19 protein-coding genes, 1 tRNA gene, 1 rRNA gene and 1 pseudogene are annotated in these 17891 nt (G+C 54.6%); 14 read left to right on the forward strand and 8 right to left on the reverse strand.

The window, feature by feature from the left end; all coding sequences use genetic code 11:
* Positions 1–25 precede the first annotated feature (25 nt).
* The 4 genes from ACVX3G_RS05705 (at position 26) to yugI (ending at position 2484) form a co-directional block, all read left to right on the forward strand.
* Positions 26–289, forward strand: coding sequence for a DUF1871 family protein (locus ACVX3G_RS05705; RefSeq protein ID WP_011232401.1), 264 nt, complete (start codon positions 26–28; stop codon positions 287–289).
* Positions 290–343: 54 nt separating this feature from the next.
* Positions 344–844, forward strand: a complete 501-nt coding sequence (locus ACVX3G_RS05710; protein WP_013144362.1) for an Lrp/AsnC family transcriptional regulator — start codon at positions 344–346, stop codon at positions 842–844.
* The gene (locus ACVX3G_RS05715) at positions 841–2013 is read left to right on the forward strand and encodes an aminotransferase (RefSeq protein ID WP_011232399.1); all 1173 of its coding nucleotides are present in this window, start codon (positions 841–843) and stop codon (positions 2011–2013) included. The genes ACVX3G_RS05710 and ACVX3G_RS05715 overlap by 4 nt, the downstream gene beginning before the upstream one ends.
* 105 nt (positions 2014–2118) lie before the next feature.
* Complete coding sequence (yugI, locus tag ACVX3G_RS05720; protein WP_013144364.1) at positions 2119–2484, forward strand: S1 domain-containing post-transcriptional regulator GSP13; 366 nt, start codon at positions 2119–2121, stop codon at positions 2482–2484.
* A gap of 104 nt (positions 2485–2588) precedes the next feature.
* On the opposite strand, the gene ACVX3G_RS05725 is transcribed toward yugI, so the two are convergent.
* The gene (locus tag ACVX3G_RS05725) at positions 2589–2822 is read right to left on the reverse strand and encodes a DUF378 domain-containing protein (protein ID WP_011232397.1); all 234 of its coding nucleotides are present in this window, start codon (positions 2820–2822) and stop codon (positions 2589–2591) included.
* A 148-nt stretch (positions 2823–2970) separates the two neighbouring features.
* On the opposite strand from ACVX3G_RS05725, the gene ACVX3G_RS05730 reads away from it, so the two are divergent.
* From ACVX3G_RS05730 to ACVX3G_RS05740, 3 genes are all read left to right on the forward strand, one after another.
* Positions 2971–4134, forward strand: a complete 1164-nt coding sequence (locus ACVX3G_RS05730; RefSeq protein ID WP_014196641.1) for an iron-containing alcohol dehydrogenase — start codon at positions 2971–2973, stop codon at positions 4132–4134.
* A 512-nt stretch (positions 4135–4646) separates the two neighbouring features.
* Entirely contained in the window at positions 4647–5996 is a 1350-nt protein-coding gene (locus ACVX3G_RS05735) for a glucose-6-phosphate isomerase (protein WP_014196638.1), read from the forward strand.
* A 277-nt stretch (positions 5997–6273) separates the two neighbouring features.
* Positions 6274–6678, forward strand: coding sequence for a YugN-like family protein (locus ACVX3G_RS05740; RefSeq protein ID WP_013144366.1), 405 nt, complete (start codon positions 6274–6276; stop codon positions 6676–6678).
* Here the strand turns inward: ACVX3G_RS05740 and ACVX3G_RS05745 are convergent.
* Positions 6675–7670: a potassium channel family protein gene (locus ACVX3G_RS05745; RefSeq protein ID WP_025039315.1), complete on the reverse strand. Its 996-nt coding sequence runs from the start codon at positions 7668–7670 to the stop codon at positions 6675–6677. The genes ACVX3G_RS05740 and ACVX3G_RS05745 overlap by 4 nt on opposite strands.
* A gap of 111 nt (positions 7671–7781) precedes the next feature.
* On the opposite strand from ACVX3G_RS05745, the gene ACVX3G_RS05750 reads away from it, so the two are divergent.
* Positions 7782–7970, forward strand: coding sequence for an H-type small acid-soluble spore protein (locus ACVX3G_RS05750; RefSeq protein WP_013144368.1), 189 nt, complete (start codon positions 7782–7784; stop codon positions 7968–7970).
* A gap of 262 nt (positions 7971–8232) precedes the next feature.
* Here the strand turns inward: ACVX3G_RS05750 and ACVX3G_RS05755 are convergent, their stop codons facing one another.
* Positions 8233–8586: an MFS transporter gene (locus tag ACVX3G_RS05755; protein ID WP_011232392.1), complete on the reverse strand. Its 354-nt coding sequence runs from the start codon at positions 8584–8586 to the stop codon at positions 8233–8235.
* A 43-nt stretch (positions 8587–8629) separates the two neighbouring features.
* Positions 8630–8842 (reverse strand): annotated as a pseudogene (locus ACVX3G_RS05760) (hypothetical protein); the annotation flags it as partial.
* A gap of 63 nt (positions 8843–8905) precedes the next feature.
* Here ACVX3G_RS05760 and ACVX3G_RS05765 point away from each other — a divergent pair.
* Positions 8906–9406: a GNAT family N-acetyltransferase gene (locus tag ACVX3G_RS05765; protein WP_014196635.1), complete on the forward strand. Its 501-nt coding sequence runs from the start codon at positions 8906–8908 to the stop codon at positions 9404–9406.
* Positions 9407–9463: 57 nt separating this feature from the next.
* On the forward strand, positions 9464–9715 hold the full coding sequence (locus ACVX3G_RS05770; protein ID WP_013144370.1) for a hypothetical protein: 252 nt from the start codon (positions 9464–9466) through the stop codon (positions 9713–9715).
* Positions 9716–9927: 212 nt separating this feature from the next.
* Here ACVX3G_RS05770 and ACVX3G_RS05775 read toward each other — a convergent pair whose 3' ends face one another.
* A complete protein-coding gene (locus ACVX3G_RS05775; RefSeq protein WP_025039336.1) occupies positions 9928–10809 on the reverse strand; it encodes a thermonuclease family protein in 882 nt (293 codons plus the stop codon).
* A 237-nt stretch (positions 10810–11046) separates the two neighbouring features.
* On the opposite strand from ACVX3G_RS05775, the gene ACVX3G_RS05780 reads away from it, so the two are divergent.
* Entirely contained in the window at positions 11047–12348 is a 1302-nt protein-coding gene (locus ACVX3G_RS05780) for a DnaD domain protein (protein ID WP_014196631.1), read from the forward strand.
* Positions 12349–12579: 231 nt separating this feature from the next.
* Here the strand turns inward: ACVX3G_RS05780 and ACVX3G_RS05785 are convergent.
* Both ACVX3G_RS05785 and ACVX3G_RS05790 read right to left on the reverse strand, forming a co-directional pair.
* Positions 12580–12652: transfer RNA gene (locus tag ACVX3G_RS05785), tRNA-Ala, on the reverse strand.
* A 72-nt stretch (positions 12653–12724) separates the two neighbouring features.
* Positions 12725–13402: an MgtC/SapB family protein gene (locus ACVX3G_RS05790; protein WP_011232387.1), complete on the reverse strand. Its 678-nt coding sequence runs from the start codon at positions 13400–13402 to the stop codon at positions 12725–12727.
* A 126-nt stretch (positions 13403–13528) separates the two neighbouring features.
* On the opposite strand from ACVX3G_RS05790, the gene ACVX3G_RS05795 reads away from it, so the two are divergent.
* A complete protein-coding gene (locus ACVX3G_RS05795; RefSeq protein ID WP_014196630.1) occupies positions 13529–14437 on the forward strand; it encodes a DMT family transporter in 909 nt (302 codons plus the stop codon).
* Here the strand turns inward: ACVX3G_RS05795 and ACVX3G_RS05800 are convergent.
* The gene (locus tag ACVX3G_RS05800) at positions 14408–15226 is read right to left on the reverse strand and encodes a protein-glutamine gamma-glutamyltransferase (protein ID WP_011232385.1); all 819 of its coding nucleotides are present in this window, start codon (positions 15224–15226) and stop codon (positions 14408–14410) included. The genes ACVX3G_RS05795 and ACVX3G_RS05800 overlap by 30 nt on opposite strands.
* A gap of 89 nt (positions 15227–15315) precedes the next feature.
* Between ACVX3G_RS05800 and ACVX3G_RS05805 the strand changes: the two genes are divergently transcribed.
* Both ACVX3G_RS05805 and ACVX3G_RS05810 read left to right on the forward strand, forming a co-directional pair.
* A complete protein-coding gene (locus ACVX3G_RS05805) occupies positions 15316–15483 on the forward strand; it encodes a hypothetical protein (protein ID WP_231293748.1) in 168 nt (55 codons plus the stop codon).
* Positions 15484–15966: 483 nt separating this feature from the next.
* A 16S ribosomal RNA gene (locus tag ACVX3G_RS05810) occupies positions 15967–17524 on the forward strand.
* The last annotated feature ends 367 nt before the right edge of the window (positions 17525–17891 follow it).

Raw genomic sequence — 17891 nt, forward strand, 5'->3', positions numbered from 1 at the left:
ATCAAGAAAGGTGGATGGCGGCGGCATGGACGGACGACAGTTGAATCGGCTTCTTCTTGAATGGATCGGCGCCTGGGACCCGTTTGGCCTTGGAAAAGACGCCTACGACGTCGAGGCGGCCAGCGTGCTCCAGGCGGTGTATGAGACGGAAGACGCCCGCACGTTGGCCGCCCGCATTCAGTCCATATATGAATTCGCCTTTGACGAGCCGATTCCTTTTCCCGACTGCCTAAAACTCGCCCGCCGGCTGCTTGAATTAAAGCAAGCGGCGTCCTGTCCGCTCCCGTGATGACGACAGGGAGCCGGCTTGGCGAAACCGACTGATGAAATGGAGGGATGCTGCGTGAAATTGAGCGAAAAAGAGTTGGAAATTATCGAAATATTGGAAAAAGACGCGCGAACGCCGATCGATGTGCTGGCGAAGATGATCGATTTGCCGGTCGAAGAAACGGAAGCGCTCGTCAAAAAGTTAGAAGAGGCGAAAGTGATCGTGCAATATACGGCGCTCATTGACTGGCGGAAGGCGGACGGACGCGAAGGGGTGACGGCGATGATCGACGTCAAGGTGACCCCGAAGCGCGGCGTCGGCTTTGACGAGGTGGCGGAACGCATTTACCGATTCCCGGAAGTGAAATCGGTGTACTTAATGTCCGGCGCCTACGACTTATCGGTCGTGATCGAAGGGCGTTCGATGGCGGAAATCGCCCAATTTGTATCGGAAAAACTGTCGACGCTCGATTCTGTCATTTCAACGACGACCCATTTCATTTTGAAAAAATACAAACACGATGGCATCGTCTTTGACCAAGGAGATCAAGATCGCCGCATCGTGGTGTCGCCATGAAGCCGCAAACGAGAAAAACGTACGTGTCCAAGACGGTTGCGGGCTTGAAGCCATCCGGCATCCGCCGCTTTTTCGACCTTGCTTCCAGCATGGACGGCGTCATTTCGCTCGGCGTCGGCGAGCCGGATTTTGTCACGTCCTGGAGCATTCGCGAAGCGAGCATTTTGTCGCTCGAGCAAGGCTATACGTCGTATACGGCCAACGCCGGGCTCTTGGAGCTCCGCCAAGAAATCGCCGCTTATTTGCGCCGCAAGTTTCATGTCGACTACTGTCCGGAGACAGAAATTTTAGTGACGGTCGGGGCGAGCCAGGCCATCGACTTGGCGCTTAGGGCGATCATCAACCCGGGCGATGAAGTGATCATCGTCGAACCGAGTTTTGTCGCCTACGAGCCGCTTGTCGTGCTCGCGGGCGGGAAACCGGTGGCCGTTCACACGTCTGGCGAAGACAAGTTTCAGCTCAATCCGGTGCACCTTGAACGGGCGATCACCGAGCGGACGAAGGCGGTCATCATCTGCTCGCCGAACAACCCGACCGGAACGGTGCAGAGCCGCACGGAGCTTGAAGCGATCGCCCGTCTGGCTGAGGCGCATGACTTGCTCGTCATTGCCGATGAAATTTACGCCGAGCTGACGTATGAAGGAGAGTACACGAGCATGGCCGCTGTTAGCGGCATGCGCGAGCGGACGATTTTGATTTCCGGTTTTTCCAAAGGGTTTGCGATGACCGGTTGGCGGCTCGGGTTTGCGGCAGCGCCTGACGAGATTTTGCAGGCGATGTTGAAAATCCATCAGTATGCCATGATGTGCGCGCCGACGATGGCGCAATATGGGGCGCTTGAGGCGCTTCGCAGCGGAGAGCGCGATGTCGCCGAGATGCGCAACAGCTACCGGCGGCGGCGCAACTATTTCGTCGCCTCGCTCAATGAAATCGGGCTGCCGTGCCATTTGCCGGGCGGCGCGTTTTACGCCTTCCCGTCCATCAAGCCGACCGGTTTGACGTCGGAGCAGTTTGCTGAGCGGCTGCTCATCGAAGAAAAAGTAGCGGTCGTCCCCGGCAACGTCTTCGGCCAAAGCGGGGAAGGCTATATCCGCTGTTCATACGCTTCATCGCTCGAACAGCTGCAAGAAGCCATTAAGCGAATGAAACGGTTTTTGGCGCGCCTGTAACTGGGGATGTTCCGCCGTCGGCGGGACATCTTTTTTTGGGGTTTGCTGTCGGTCTATGTTATAATACAGAAACATAGACGAAATTCATCAATAGGAGTGTTTCGCTTGTCAACGATCAAACGAGGAGCGATCGTGAAAGGGAAGGTGACGGGCATTCAGCCGTATGGCGCGTTCGTCCAGCTTGAGGACGGCATGCAAGGGCTGATCCATATTTCTGAAATTTCCCATCAATTTGTGAAAGATGTGCGCGATTACGTCCATGTCGGGGATGAAGTGACGGTCAAGGTGTTGGACGTCGATCGAAAGGCGAGGAGGGCGAGCCTGTCCCTAAAGGCGCTTGAACCCGCCGGGGAAAAGGAAAAACGCCATATGCGCATGAAAATGCCGCTCAAGTCGGGGTTTCGCCCGTTGAAGGAAAAACTGCGCGAATGGATTGAGCAGTCCAAGAAAGAAAATTGGCCGAAACCATAACCCTGCGCCCCAAACGGTGAGAGTCCATGACGCTTTGAGGCCGGGAGAGGCGCAAAAAAATAAGACACCCACCGTCAGGCGGTGAGTGTCCCAATGGTTTTCCGTCATGTGCGCGATGTTTTCGGTTCAGTGCGCCCAAGCTCTTCGGCCGGTTTGAACAGCAGCGCCAAGTTGATCAAGCCGGCGATGCCGACCAAGCTGTAGATGATGCGCGACCAAACGGAGTCTTGGCCGCCGAAAATGGCGGCGACTAAGTCAAATTGGAAAAAGCCGATCAGTCCCCAGTTAATGGCGCCGATAATGGTCAACAATAGCGCAATGCGCTGCAATGCTCCCATCTTGTTTGCCTCCTTTGGAAAATTTCTTTTCAACTTATAGGATGAATCGCAGTCGTGAAAAATATGCATCGTTTGCCGCCAAAGCAGTTGGCTTTACAACCGGTGGCAGGCGCTGCCATAATAGATTCAGGAAAAGGAGGGCATCCATATGCAAGAGTTTATTTTCCGCAACCCGACGAAACTGATTTTCGGAAAAGGGCAGCTCGAACGTCTCAAAGAAGAAGTGCCGCGCTACGGCAAGAAAGTGCTGCTCGTGTATGGCGGCGGCAGCATCAAACGAAACGGACTGTATGATGAAGTGATGAAGATATTGGGGAACATTGGCGCCGAGGTCATCGAACTGCCAGGCGTCGAACCGAACCCGCGCGTCTCGACCGTAAGAAAAGGGGTGGACATTTGCAAGCGGGAAGGCGTCGAGTTTTTGCTGGCGGTTGGCGGCGGCAGCGTCATCGACTGCACGAAAGCGATCGCCGCCGGGGCGAAATTCGATGGCGATCCGTGGGAGTTTATCACGAAAAAAGCGCCCGTCACCGGCGCCCTGCCGTTTGGCGTCGTCTTGACGCTGGCGGCGACCGGGTCGGAGATGAATTCTGGTTCGGTGATCACAAACTGGGAGACGAAAGAAAAATACGGCTGGGGCAGCCCGTTTACGTTCCCGCAATTTTCGATTTTGGATCCGACGTATACGATGACCGTTCCGAAAGACCATACGGTTTACGGCATTGTCGATATGATGTCGCATGTGTTTGAGCAATATTTCCACCATACGCCGAACACACCATTGCAAGACCGGATGTGTGAAGCGGTGTTGAAAACCGTGATCGAAACGGCGCCCAAACTGATCAACGATTTGGAAAACTACGAGCTGCGCGAGACGATCATGTACTCGGGCACGATCGCCTTAAACGGCTTCTTGCAAATGGGCGTCCGCGGCGACTGGGCGACGCACAATATTGAGCATGCCGTTTCCGCCGTGTATGACATCCCGCACGCCGGGGGATTGGCGATTTTGTTCCCGAACTGGATGAAGCATGTGCTCGATGAAAATGTCAGCCGTTTCGCCCAGCTCGCGGTGCGCGTCTTTGATGTCGATCCGGCGGGCAAATCGGAGCGGGATGTGGCGCTTGAAGGCATCGAGCGGCTGCGCGAGTTCTGGTCGAGCCTCGGGGCGCCGTCGCGGCTTGGGGACTATGGCATCGGCGAGGAAAACTTGGAGCTGATGGCCGATAAAGCGATGGCGTTTGGCGAGTTCGGCCGTTTCAAAACATTGAACCGCGATGATGTGCTCGCCATTTTGCGCGCTTCCCTGTAATGAGGCGATGCGGCGGTTTCGCGAATCAATCGATGATGGCGCCGGCTCGGCGACGGAATCTGCCTGAGCTGGCGCTTTTCCTATTTTCTTGGTTTGCCTGGGTGCGCTCCCAATCCCGCAGGACGGCGGAAAGGGAGGAGGGCGCGAAAAACAGCCGCCTCGCCCGAATCCATGGTTCTCGAATGAGGAAAAAGCACAACGTTGATTACGTTTCTTGAGGCAAGCAGCCTGAGCCCCTAGAAGGCTGGTGAAAAACGAGTTTTGTTCCCAAATCGGCGGCGTTTCATCAGGAAAGAAGACGAACTTCACAAGGTTTCTCTAATTGAAAAATGGTTGGGATAAGCTGTCTTTTTCGTTGCATCACCATCCCTCCAGGTGTCACGCAAGGAAATCGGCGCGGCGAACATGGCAAAAAATGAATCCGTTTCCAAAAAGGTGGGCTGCTTGATTTCCCTTGTTTATTCCGCTAAAGTGAAAGAAGGCAATGATTCTTGAAGGGGAGGCGGAAATCGATGACCCACATTCGCTTTGACTATTCCAAAGCGCTCGTCTTTTTTGGCGAACATGAGCTTACATACTTGCGCGATGCCGTGAAAGTCGCGCATCATTCGCTTCATGAAAAAACCGGTGTTGGAAGCGACTTTTTAGGCTGGCTTGACTGGCCGGTCGACTATGACAAAGAAGAATTCGCACGCATCAAGGAGGCGGCGAAAAAAATCCAATCGGACTCTGATGTTCTTGTCGTCATCGGCATCGGTGGCTCGTACCTTGGCGCGCGGGCGGCGATCGAGATGCTGCACCATTCGTTTTACAACGCCTTGCCAAAAGAAAAGCGGAAAACGCCGCAAATCATTTTTGTCGGCAACAACATCAGCTCGACGTATATGAAAGACGTCATCGATTTCTTGGAAGGGAAAGACTTCTCGATCAACGTCATTTCCAAATCGGGGACGACGACCGAGCCGGCGATCGCCTTCCGCATTTTCCGCAAGCTGCTTGAGGAGAAATACGGCAAAGAGGAAGCGCGCCGCCGCATTTACGCGACGACGGACAGCAAGCGCGGCGCGCTTCGGACGCTCGCCAATGAGGAAGGGTACGAGACGTTTGTCATTCCGGATGACATCGGCGGCCGCTACTCGGTGCTGACGGCGGTCGGGTTGCTGCCGATTGCCGCAAGCGGCGCGGACATTAACGCCATGATGGAAGGAGCGGCCAAAGCGCGTGACGATTTCAGCTCCTCGGAGCTTGAGGAAAACGCCGCTTACCAATACGCCGCCATCCGCAACATTTTGTACAACAAAGGGAAAACGATCGAGCTGCTCGTCAACTACGAACCAGCGCTGCACTATTTCGCCGAATGGTGGAAGCAGCTGTTCGGCGAAAGCGAAGGGAAGGATCAAAAAGGCATTTACCCGGCTTCCGCTGATTTCTCGACCGATTTGCATTCGCTCGGCCAATACATTCAAGAAGGGCGCCGCGATTTGTTTGAAACAGTGTTGAAGCTGGAAGAACCGCGTCATGAGCTGATCATTGAAGCCGAAGAAAACGACCTCGACGGGCTGAACTATTTGGCGGGAAAAACGGTTGATTTCGTCAACACAAAAGCGTTCGAAGGGACGCTGCTCGCCCATACGGACGGCGGCGTGCCGAACTTGGTCATCACGTTGCCGAAGCTCGATGAATATACGTTCGGCTACCTTGTCTACTTCTTTGAAAAAGCATGCGCCATGAGCGGCTACTTGCTCGGGGTGAATCCATTTGACCAACCGGGAGTGGAAGCATACAAAAAGAATATGTTCGCCCTCCTCGGCAAACCAGGCTATGAGCAGTTGAAGGAAGAACTGGAGAAACGGTTGAAATAACAACGTGTTCCATCGCCAAGCCGCTGTTTTCTCGGGGGAGATGACTCGCGGCTCGACCCGAGTCGCGCCCAAAATGGCGGACGGAACGACGGAAAAAGCGCCTCTTCCCTTTTGCGGGGGAAGAGGTGTTTTGTTATACATGAACCGGGTCGTTCGGCCGCACAACGCCCGGGCGAGGGTTTATTGCTCCCTGCCGTTTTTCGCCAAGCGTCTGAAGCTGCCGCGGACAAATAATCCCCGCCGAACGGGAAACGATAAAAGAAAGGAGGGATTGTGCATGATTGAAATGCCATCGCGTTTGGAAGGAAAACAATTTCAACTGTACCATTTGGAAGAGCAATTAAAACCAATGGGATATACAATCGGCGGCGGGTGGGACTACGATCACGGCTATTTCGACTACAAAATCGCCGATGACGCGGGCTATCAGTTTTTGCGCGTGCCGTTTCGGGCGGTCGACGGGCAGCTTGATTCGCACGGAACGACGGTGGAGCTTGGGCGGCCGTTTTTGCTTGCGCATAAATACCAACGGGGCATCGATGATTTCGCCGATGTCGGCAACATCAGCGCCTCATTCAATCAGTTTGCCGAGCCGCAAGACCCGGATGCGACCGTACCCGAGCGATACATTTCCGTCGGAAAGGCGCTTGTCCAAGAACTGGAGCGCCGCCTGCTCGATTAAGGGGCAAGCGCGAACAGGCGGTCGCTTTGTTGAATCGGGCGGTCCGGTGCAACGGAAATCGCTCCGTGATCTCCATGGATGACGCCAAGCAGCGTCACGTTTTGCTTGAGCAGCTGCTGTTGAACGGCGGCGAATGGCTGGCCGATTTGCTGTTCGTCTGGCTCGAGAAGGCAGAGCGTCTGTCCGTCCAGGCGGTAAAGCGCCGTCTCCCACACGCTGGCGGCGCCCGGCGAGCGAAGGCTGGCGGCCATGGCGAAACTCGCCAGCAAGTTTGTCTGAATCACCTCATCCGCCCCGGCGCGGAAGGCGTTCTGGACGTTTCGGCCCGTTAGGATTTCCACGATGGCGTACACCGACGGGTTGAGGCTTTTGGCGGCAAGCAGCGTGACAATCGTATCTTTATCGGCTTCCGCTTCCGCTTTATGCGGATCGGCGGTGATGAGCAAAAAACGCGCTTCTTGAATATTGGCCTTCTCCAGCACCGCATCGTCGCTTGCCGTTCCTTTAATGAAATGAACCGGCGCGTTCAGAAGCGGGTGGGACGGAACAGTGGCGTCGATGAGAACGAAGCGCATGGAGGCGTCGTGCCGCGCGAGGCGGAGCAGCACCTCGCGCGCCCGCTCGTTCCAGCCGACGATCACCGCATGGCCGCGCTCTGTATACCGGAGCTGTCCGCTTGTAAAGGCGGTTTCCCGGGCGGCGGCCGCGGCGGAGACGGAAGCGAAATAAGCGGTGAGGATGCCGGTGCCAAGGATGATAAGCCCAATGGCCGCGAGTTTTCCGGCGGCCGTTTTCGGGACGATGTCGCCGTAGCCGATTGTCGCCGACGTCACGATCGCCCACCACACGCCGTCGAACACCGTGCGGAACGTCTCTGGTTCAATGAAGCGCATCAGCGCGCCAAACAGCACGATCAACGCGCTTGCCGAGACAAACAGACGAAGCACGGGCGGCCAGCGCCAATACGATAACAGCACGTTCCTTGTTCTCATCGTCCACCCCTCTTTTGCTTTTGTCTTTTTTAGTGTGAGCCGTTTTTGCATAAACATTCCTGTTTTTTCCCATACTAGGAAACGGAACATCACAGAAAGGGGACAGTGGTCATGGATATGAACCGTGTCAAACAAATCGTTTCTTCCCCTGCCGATATCCCGGTATATTACAACGGCGTGTCGGTATGGATTGACGGGTATGATGAAGAAAAACAGACGGCGACCGTCCATTTGCGCGATGGCCGGCTTCATGAGCGCCGGGATGTGCCGGTTTCGGAATTGACGGAAGAGCGGGAGTGAAAAGGGGAGGCCGGCTGACAGTGCGGGAGCCTTCTTGCGTTGCTTGGTTCGAGTAAAGGCGTTTTCCGGCATGAAGCGTCCGGGCGGCCCGCAAGAAAACGGTTGTTGTTCGCCGTCTGTTTCGTGAACAAGACGGCTTTTCAGACGACAATCAGAGGGAGTCGGTGCAAGGACGTAGACATCGGATGAAACGTTGATGGAGCGAAAGACGGGGAAATCCGCCGCTTGCCGAACGACATGTCGGGCAAGCGGCTTCGTTTTGTCAGACAGCGGATTGGCGGCGCGTCCGGGCAACGCGCACCGTCAACAGCAAGGCGCAGGCGAAAAAGAGAATATCATCGATTCCGTAGACGAGATGATACCCTCCAGCGGCAAACAGCGCGCTGCCGATCATTGGTCCGAACGCCATGCCCATATAGCGGAAAAAGTTGTACACGCCGATCGCTGTCGAGCGGTTCGCTTGAAAAACGTTCGTCAGTACGGTCGTCTGCACTGGGAGCGAAAGGCCTAAAAACAAGCCGAACAAGGCGATGGCCAAAACAAGCAGCGAAAGCGATCGTTGGGCCGCGATCAAGAAAAAGAAAATGGACAGCACGGTCAAGTACGATGCCGCCAAGCAGCACCGTCCTCCGTCCTTTCCGGTCGGTGAGCGGGCCATAGACGATTTGCATCATCGCCAGGAAGAAAGTGAAAATGGAAATCGTCAAGTTGATCAAAAACGAAGAAGTCGCAAACGCCTCCCGCACTTCTGGTAAAATAGGAGTGTAAATCGTTTGCGTAAACGGGCCGAGAAACGCGGCGAGCGACACAAGATAGACGACAAGCTGGCGTTTCATCTCTTTCCCCTTTCTTTGTTTGTACATATGTATCATTATACTCTCGCTTTTTTCACTGATGGAAATAAAATGACTGTTTGCAAAAGGGGAGATGGAAAGATGGAATCATGTTTGATCCGCGATGCGGCCGCGGTGGATTTGCCGCACATCGTCCGCATTTATAATGAAACGATCCCAAGCCGGATGGTGACGGCGGACTTGGAGCCGGTGTCGGTCGAAAGCCGGCGGGCGTGGTTTGAGGCCCATGACCCGCACAATCGTCCGCTTTGGGTCGTCGAGGACGACGGCGCGGTTTGCGCCTGGCTCAGCTTTCAGTCGTTTTACGGCCGCCCGGCGTACCGCCATACGGCGGAGGTAAGCATTTATATCGCCGAAACGCACCGCGGCCGGGGGCTTGGGACGAAGCTGCTCGAGCGGGCGGTCGAACGGGCGCCCGAACTTGGGATCAAGACGCTGCTCGGCTTTATTTTTGCGCATAATGAACCAAGTTTGCGGCTTTTCTCCCGCTTCGGATTTGAACGATGGGGATATTTTCCGCGCGTGGCGGAATTGGACGGCGTGGAACGCGATTTGGTCATTGTCGGCAAACGGCTTGTATAGAATGGGGGGAGGCGGGGAAGTCATAAGTAATGAGGATGAACGGAAAGAGGGAAGGATATGAACGTCATGCCGATTCGGCTGTTTACGATCCAAGATGGGGAAGGATTTGTCGCTGACGCGTTTCAATGCCCGGTGACCGGCAATTTGATTTACAAATCGTCCGGCACGCCGTCTGTCATCGCGTACACCGATTTGACCGACGAACAAATCATGCGCCTTGAGAAATACGGATTTCGGCGGCTCGGCGAGTCGCCGGCGCGGATGGAAAGCGGCCCGGACGGCATTGAAGAGCTGCTGCCGAGGCAATGAGGGAGAAAGAAAACGAGGTGAAAACGTTGAAGAAAAGGCCTGCCCGCTGGGGACAGGCTTTTTCTTTTCCCCAGAAGGCCGGCGAAACCCAACGGATTCGCTCGATCCGTTCGTGAGAAAGCTCAAGGGATGAAACTGCGGCGCTGCAAGGTTTTTTCAATTTGAAAAACATTGTTGCAAAGCCTGATATTCGTTCCATCACCGGCCGTTGATCATGTCAACCGGCGGATGAGCCAATAGAGCGCGGCGGCCGCCGCTAGGCCAAGCAGCGTATAAAGAACCGGACGGCCGGATCGTTCGAGCGGCGTTTTGTTCTCCAAAGCCGGCGGGTGAACGGTCTTGGCCGTCTTTTCCCCGGTCTGCGGCCGCGTTTCCGTCCCTGCCCCCTCCCTCTCTCCAGAGGCGTGCTTGCCGTACATGCCTGCTCCGGTTCGTTTCGCCTCCTCGTACGCCTTGCGGACGCGCGCTTCGTATTTGTAATCGCCATAGTCATAAAAGTCTTCGACAAGTCCGGCTTTGGCGAGGTCTTCTTGCAGCAGGCGCTTGCCGACCCACACCCAGGCGAGCAGCCGCTGGTATTTGTCAAACAGCGCGTCTCCGTCGGTCTCAAGCAAAATGTTCCCTTGATGCAAGCGGGAACATGTAAATCGGCTTGCTTCTTTCCCATACGGTTCGACTTGGATCGTGCTCTCCGGCGTATCAATGAACAAAAACCTCGTCGTGTATACATGGCCGTTGACGCGGAATTTCGCCGTATCGCCGTCGATGCACTCGACCAATTCAGCCGGGTAGGTGCGGCCAAGGCGCAACGTAGAACGATCTTCTTTCTTCCCCAGTGTATGGCCGTCCAGGTCGATTCGCTCTGGGGTGAGATGCCGCTTGCATCGTTCATTGCCGTTGTATGTTTGAATAAGCTGGACAAGCTCTTGTTTCGTTTTCGCCTGCTTCGCCAGCGCAGTCGGCTCATGGAGCAAATACACGCAGTCGCTGCCGCGGAAGTGCCCGCCCAACTCATCAAGCTCGCCAGGGTGGGCAAAAGCGGAAATCGGGAACATCAACAGGAAACAAAACAAGAATATGACCATTCGTTTCAAAAACGATCCCTCCACTCGAAAAACATTTCTTCCTCTTGAACAAAAACCGGATGTCCGCAATGGATGGGTTTCAGCACACGATCGCACATGTTATGCCGGTTTTTTCCGTTTTTCAGCGAAAAATCAAGCCAATATGGCCGTTATCGCGCTGTTAGGCGGTTTGCGTTCGTTCACGATAAAGTTTATCAAAAAAGTGGAACGATGAGGAAACATCTCGTCTGAGGGGGAGAGGATGACATGTCCAACTTGCTTTTCGATGATCAACCGTTGGTCATTTTGCCGCAACTCGCTTTGGCGATCGGGTTGAACGAAAGCATCGTTGTTCAGCAGCTGCATTATTGGCTCAAGAAAAGCGAAAACGTCCATGACGGCTATAAGTGGGTGTACAACACGTATGCAGACTGGCAGCGACAATTCCCGTTCTGGTCGGAAAGCACGATTCGCCGGATCATTCTTAAACTGGAAAAAATGGGGATCATCGTCGCGGCGAATTTCAACCGCTCCAAGATCGATAAAACGAAATGGTATCGGATCGACTATGACAAACTGGCCGAAATAACGAAAGAAATATCAGAAATGTCGGACGGACAACATGGGCAGGCGGCAGATGATGGCGTGATGACCGCGCACAATGGTGTTTCGATCGTTCAAGGTGCGGTTTCGTTCACTCAAAACGGGGTTTCGTTCGTTCACGATGAGGGTTTGACGACGCACGATGGGGATTCGATTGTGCAAGATGGCATCTCGGCCGTTCAAGGCGGCGCTTCTGTGGTTCAAGGGGGGATGTTGACGGCTCAAGATGGCATTTTGACGGTTCAAAATAGGGTTTTGCCCACTGAAGATGGGGGGTCGATGAGGCAAAGCAGCGTTTCGACGATTCAACAAGATCAGATTTCGGCCGTTTACGATGGCGTTTCGATCGGCCAAAATGAGCAGACGATGGGCGAAACAGTCCGTCCATTTGCGCAAAATGAACCATCCAGCTGGTCAAACTGGGCGGTCGAGGTGCTCAATTTGACAAGACCAATACCAGAGACGACAACAGAGATGACATCAGAGATCAAAAGAGAAGACGAAGAAGACGCGCGCGTGCGCACATACAAGGAGATCGTTCGCTTCTGTGAGGAAAACGGGTTTGGCGTGATCGGCGATTATTTGCGGGAAAAGATCAATGCATGGGTGGACGATGCGTCCGAGGAATTGGTGTTGGAAGCATTGAAAATCGCGGTGGAAAACGGCGCCAAACGGTGGGTGTACGTGGAAACGATTTTGCGCGACTGGACGGAAAAAGGGTATCGCACCGTGGACGAAGTGCGCGCCGCGCGGTTGGCGTTTCGAAAAGAGCGGATGAAGCAACGATCCGCCCCGCCTTCATCCGATGGCGGCAGAACGATGCGGAAACCGATCCGCACCGAGATCGTGCCGGATTGGCTGAAGATGGATTACAGCCAGCCGGAAGACGACGACTTTGACATCGAGCAGGCGCGCCGTGAGTTGGAGGAACGTCTGAAAAAATACAAAACCAACCCGGACGGATGAAGCCGAAGGGCGTAAGAGTCCGAGGAGTCTCATCTCATGACGGGACGTGAACCGAGCGATTTCTTGTGTGCCCCACGATTTGAGGTTCAGTCAGGTCGTTCACTGGTGCTGGCGCCCCTTCACGTTTAGATGGTGGGAGGCTTCTTTTGGGAATTTGTTCACAGGGGGATGGCTCATCGCCATCTCCCGAAACAAAAATAAAAAACCCTTGCACGGCAAGGGTTGGGCAAATGGAGCATACCGGGCTCGAACCGGTGACCTTCGCGCTGCCAGCACGACGCTCTCCCAACTGAGCTAATGCCCCAAAAAAGGATATGGATGATCTGTCCATGTCCCATTATATATATGGATGCGGACAATTGCAATCCTTTTTTGATCACCCGCTTTCAATATCAACGTGCACGACATCGTCAATGGAGCGGATGACGTAGTAAAGTTCGGCGGTCGAGCGCTTTTGGTCAATGACGGCTCTTAGTTTCAGCAAATGTTCATTCTCTTCAACGTCTTTAATGCGCATCGTTTTAATGTTGATGTCCTGTTGTTTTAAATGGTCGATGACCTTTGTAATGTTTTTGGCGTCCGCCACGGTGATTTGCAACAGCACCTCTTTTTCGCGCAGCTGCTTTGGTCCAAAAAAATTGATCAAAAACGGAATGAGTTCCACACTGACAATGAGAAGCGCGACGCCGAACGCCGATTCCCAATAGAAGCCTGCGCCGACCGCTACTCCAATCCCTGCCGCCCCCCAAATGATCGCGGCGGTTGTCAGCCCGGTGATGCTGTCGTTGCCGCGGCGCAAAATGACGCCTGCTCCTAAAAAACCGACCCCGGACACAATTTGCGCCGCCAGTCGAAGCGGGTCCATCGTAATATGGTCTTTGAGCGGAAAGACGTACGCCGATTCGATCGAAACGATTGTAAGCAAGCAGCTGGAAATGGAAATCACAAGACACGTTTTCAAACCGACCGGTTTTCGCTTCAATTCCCGTTCCAGCCCAATGATCAGCCCGAGAATGGCGGAAATCCCTAGTTTGAGGAACGGATCAAACATCATCGTTTCTCACCTCGTTCATGGTATAATGTAAGAAAACGTTCGTGAACCATTTTTGTCCGCCCTTCCGCATGAAAGTGGTAGATCAGGGCGCACACTCCTTTTCGTAGAAAGTGAGTTGGCAGAAACATGAAGCCGCCAAGCACAGCAAAGGCTTATGCCGCTCTATTCATCGGCGCGCTTGCCGTGTCAACATCGGCCATTTTCGTCAAATGGTCGCAGGCGCCGTCCGCGGTGATCGCCTTTTATCGGCTCTTTTTGGCCGTCGCCATCATGACGCCGTTGTTCCTCCGGCATCGAAGCGAACTCCGAGGCGTCTCCCGGCGCGATTGGCTGTTTTCGCTTTGTTCTGGGGTTTTGCTTGCCTTTCATTTTATCCTTTGGTTTGAATCGCTCGACTATACATCCGTCGCCAGTTCGGTCGTGCTTGTGACGCTGCAGCCGCTGTTTGCCTTCGCAGGCGGCGCGTTGTTTTTCCGCGAACGGTTGACCGTCGGCGCGGTCGGGAGCGCGGTGTTGGCCATGATCGGCAGCATCCTCATCAGCTGGGGAGACTTCCGCGTCAGCGGGGAAGCGCTGTACGGCGATGGATTGGCGCTGCTTGCGTGCGCGTTTGTCACGGCGTATTGGTTGTTCGGCCAAGAGGTGCGACAACGGTTGTCATTGATGACGTATACCTATATCGTCTATAGCATCAGCGCGGCGGTGTTGTGGCTGTACGCGATGCTGTTTCGCCTTTCGCTGACGGCGTATCAGCTGACGGATTGGCTTTGTTTTCTCGCCCTCGCCGTCATTCCAACGCTGCTCGGCCATTCGGTGATGAACTGGGCGGTCAAATGGGTCAGCGCCTCGACGGTGTCGATGGCGATTTTATTTGAACCGATCGGCGCTTCCGCCTTGGCCTACTGGCTGTTTGGCGAACCGATCCGTCCGTTTCAATGGATCGGCGGTATTTTTATTTTAACAGGAATCGCCCTGTATTTGTGGGAGAAAAACGAAAAAGGTCCGCTAACGGTGCAAGAACGCAGCGGACCCTAGCGTTCCAAAGATAAAGGAAGAGCGGCGGATCGGCAGGCGGAATTCATCGAAGCCGCGGGCGAATTGGGACAAATAAGCGAAATCGACTTGCGTGATATCGGGAAGCAGGTAAGCGGATTTCGTGGCTCCCCGCTTTCGTTTTCGATTGAGCGCGGCGATGATGCCCTCCTTTGTTTGAATGCCGATGCCATGCCCGTAAAAGAAGCCGTCGCCTAAGTAAATGGCATTTTCCCCTTGCCATTGCGGCGTCAACGGATCGAATTCCGGGTTTTTAAAATAGAGGCAATCTCCGGGGAGAAAGTGTTCATCTTTTTTTGTTTGAATGCCAAGATCCCGGTCGGTATGCCAGTCATACAGCAGCAAATCCGCAAACAGCCGGTTGAATGCCGCTGGATCGATTACGTCAAGCACGGCCTTGTAAAACACGATGACGATCGCGGTCGCGCATTCAAACGCGTATCGCTCGCTATGGACAAAAATGTCCTGAATCGCTTCGGAAGCCGTGACATCTGGGCGAAGACGGAAGCCGCCGCGCTCGTCCCGCGTCCAAAAATCGCTGTTGCAGCGCGAAAAACGGAAAATGGCAAACCGCGCCCGGCTTTTCGCCAACTCGCCCGCCGCCCGAACAATGCGGTCGCGCAAGGCGATTTCAAATCGAAGCTGGTGTTTATTTGCATACGTATACAACTTAGGCGAGGAAACAAGGGCATCTAAGATTCGTTGTTCGCTGGCCGGAAGCGAAAACGAACTAGAAACGTCAAAGTTGATTGGTGATAACACGCGAATCAAAGTGAAGAAGCCTCCTTGATGAAAGGATCGCAACAACGATATAGATGCAAAACGGAAAAGTTCTCCACGTCCTTGACGAAAAAAGTCGCTTGCCTATTTCGACCGCCCGAGGCAAACCGCCGTCTTCTTCGCTGCACCTTGGCGTGGCGGAAGACGGAACGACTACCTGCTTCACAGACCCAGGCGTGGGGCTGGAAGCGGCGTTGTTCGGTCGCCTGACAGTCCATCCAGTCGCTCTGCAAAAGCCGTCGATGTGAAGGCGTCCAATCGCATCTATATAGCGATGCCATAGAAGAAATGTATGCACTCGCGCCGGTGTTCATTCCCCTTTTTTAGGAAAAGAACGCTTTCCTGTGGGATGGAGAAGAGGGAACGGGGATGGATCAGCGCGTCCTAAAATTTTTTTAAAAAAGGTATTGCTTTTTTCGAGTTAAGGTGGTATATTAAAAAACGTCGCTGATCAAAGAGGTTGTTTGACAGCGATGCGAAGCAAAAAAGCAGTTGACATCCAAAAAGATGTTATGCTAACATAAAAGAGCTGTTTGAGAGAGACAAAACAGTCGAAAGCTTGTTCCTTGAAAACTGAACGAAACGAAGCGCAACGAAAAGCTGAGGCCCGCGGGTCGCCGCGATGGGCAAATGTTCTTCGCCTGCAGGGATTTACAATCCCGAAGGCGAAGGTTATTTGACCCCGAGCGGCGGCGGGCCGAAGCTGGACAATCCGAAAAGCCAATCAACTTTCTTTGGAGAGTTTGATCCTGGCTCAGGACGAACGCTGGCGGCGTGCCTAATACATGCAAGTCGAGCGGACCAAATCGGAGCTTGCTCTGGTTTGGTCAGCGGCGGACGGGTGAGTAACACGTGGGCAACCTGCCCGCAAGACCGGGATAACTCCGGGAAACCGGAGCTAATACCGGATAACACCGAAGACCGCATGGTCTTTGGTTGAAAGGCGGCCTTTGGCTGTCACTTGCGGATGGGCCCGCGGCGCATTAGCTAGTTGGTGAGGTAACGGCTCACCAAGGCGACGATGCGTAGCCGGCCTGAGAGGGTGACCGGCCACACTGGGACTGAGACACGGCCCAGACTCCTACGGGAGGCAGCAGTAGGGAATCTTCCGCAATGGGCGAAAGCCTGACGGAGCGACGCCGCGTGAGCGAAGAAGGCCTTCGGGTCGTAAAGCTCTGTTGTGAGGGACGAAGGAGCGCCGTTCGAAGAGGGCGGCGCGGTGACGGTACCTCACGAGGAAGCCCCGGCTAACTACGTGCCAGCAGCCGCGGTAATACGTAGGGGGCGAGCGTTGTCCGGAATTATTGGGCGTAAAGCGCGCGCAGGCGGTCCCTTAAGTCTGATGTGAAAGCCCACGGCTCAACCGTGGAGGGTCATTGGAAACTGGGGGACTTGAGTGCAGGAGAGGAGAGCGGAATTCCACGTGTAGCGGTGAAATGCGTAGAGATGTGGAGGAACACCAGTGGCGAAGGCGGCTCTCTGGCCTGCAACTGACGCTGAGGCGCGAAAGCGTGGGGAGCAAACAGGATTAGATACCCTGGTAGTCCACGCCGTAAACGATGAGTGCTAAGTGTTAGAGGGGTCACACCCTTTAGTGCTGCAGCTAACGCGATAAGCACTCCGCCTGGGGAGTACGGCCGCAAGGCTGAAACTCAAAGGAATTGACGGGGGCCCGCACAAGCGGTGGAGCATGTGGTTTAATTCGAAGCAACGCGAAGAACCTTACCAGGTCTTGACATCCCCTGACAACCCAAGAGATTGGGCGTTCCCCCTTCGGGGGGACAGGGTGACAGGTGGTGCATGGTTGTCGTCAGCTCGTGTCGTGAGATGTTGGGTTAAGTCCCGCAACGAGCGCAACCCTCGCCTCTAGTTGCCAGCACGAAGGTGGGCACTCTAGAGGGACTGCCGGCGACAAGTCGGAGGAAGGTGGGGATGACGTCAAATCATCATGCCCCTTATGACCTGGGCTACACACGTGCTACAATGGGCGGTACAAAGGGCTGCGAACCCGCGAGGGGGAGCGAATCCCAAAAAGCCGCTCTCAGTTCGGATTGCAGGCTGCAACTCGCCTGCATGAAGCCGGAATCGCTAGTAATCGCGGATCAGCATGCCGCGGTGAATACGTTCCCGGGCCTTGTACACACCGCCCGTCACACCACGAGAGCTTGCAACACCCGAAGTCGGTGAGGCAACCCGCAAGGGAGCCAGCCGCCGAAGGTGGGGCAAGTGATTGGGGTGAAGTCGTAACAAGGTAGCCGTACCGGAAGGTGCGGCTGGATCACCTCCTTTCTAAGGAGAAAAGCGGAAGCGCCGTAATTTCGCCTAAAGGCAGCCCGCGTCCTGCGGGCAACGGCGAAATATCGCCATCCTGGCGATCTCGAAGCCAAATGTTCTTCACCCGTTGGGGTGCTTGCACCCCGAGGGGGAAGGTTATTTGGCAGAAGAGAGCCAGGCGCTGGAGCTAGACATCAGTCGTTATTCAAAGCAAAACGCGCTTCTGTTTCGTTCAGTTTTGAAGGAATGAAAAATTCCTTCAGTTGCTTTGCGTCTGCGTCTACAAGTGAATTCAGAGAAGCTGGATTCCTCGACGCAAAGCTGCAAGGAAGCTGTTTCAACGTAGTTGCTTTGCATCTGTGCCTGCGTCTGCTAGCAGGTT

This window comes from Geobacillus sp. PLS 41 (assembly GCF_056494105.1).

Excerpts from the sequence above, each read along its gene's own strand:
- ACVX3G_RS05705 (WP_011232401.1), top strand. The coding sequence starts at position 26 with ATGGACGGACGACAGTTGAATCGGCTTCTTCTTGAATGGATCGGCGCC.
- ACVX3G_RS05715 (WP_011232399.1), top strand. The coding sequence starts at position 841 with ATGAAGCCGCAAACGAGAAAAACGTACGTGTCCAAGACGGTTGCGGGC.
- ACVX3G_RS05725 (WP_011232397.1), bottom strand. The coding sequence starts at position 2,822 with ATGGGAGCATTGCAGCGCATTGCGCTATTGTTGACCATTATCGGCGCC.
- ACVX3G_RS05730 (WP_014196641.1), top strand. The coding sequence starts at position 2,971 with ATGCAAGAGTTTATTTTCCGCAACCCGACGAAACTGATTTTCGGAAAA.
- ACVX3G_RS05735 (WP_014196638.1), top strand. The coding sequence starts at position 4,647 with ATGACCCACATTCGCTTTGACTATTCCAAAGCGCTCGTCTTTTTTGGC.
- ACVX3G_RS05740 (WP_013144366.1), top strand. The coding sequence starts at position 6,274 with ATGATTGAAATGCCATCGCGTTTGGAAGGAAAACAATTTCAACTGTAC.
- ACVX3G_RS05745 (WP_025039315.1), bottom strand. The coding sequence starts at position 7,670 with ATGAGAACAAGGAACGTGCTGTTATCGTATTGGCGCTGGCCGCCCGTG.
- ACVX3G_RS05750 (WP_013144368.1), top strand. The coding sequence starts at position 7,782 with ATGGATATGAACCGTGTCAAACAAATCGTTTCTTCCCCTGCCGATATC.
- ACVX3G_RS05765 (WP_014196635.1), top strand. The coding sequence starts at position 8,906 with ATGGAATCATGTTTGATCCGCGATGCGGCCGCGGTGGATTTGCCGCAC.
- ACVX3G_RS05770 (WP_013144370.1), top strand. The coding sequence starts at position 9,464 with ATGAACGTCATGCCGATTCGGCTGTTTACGATCCAAGATGGGGAAGGA.
- ACVX3G_RS05780 (WP_014196631.1), top strand. The coding sequence starts at position 11,047 with ATGTCCAACTTGCTTTTCGATGATCAACCGTTGGTCATTTTGCCGCAA.
- ACVX3G_RS05790 (WP_011232387.1), bottom strand. The coding sequence starts at position 13,402 with ATGATGTTTGATCCGTTCCTCAAACTAGGGATTTCCGCCATTCTCGGG.
- ACVX3G_RS05795 (WP_014196630.1), top strand. The coding sequence starts at position 13,529 with ATGAAGCCGCCAAGCACAGCAAAGGCTTATGCCGCTCTATTCATCGGC.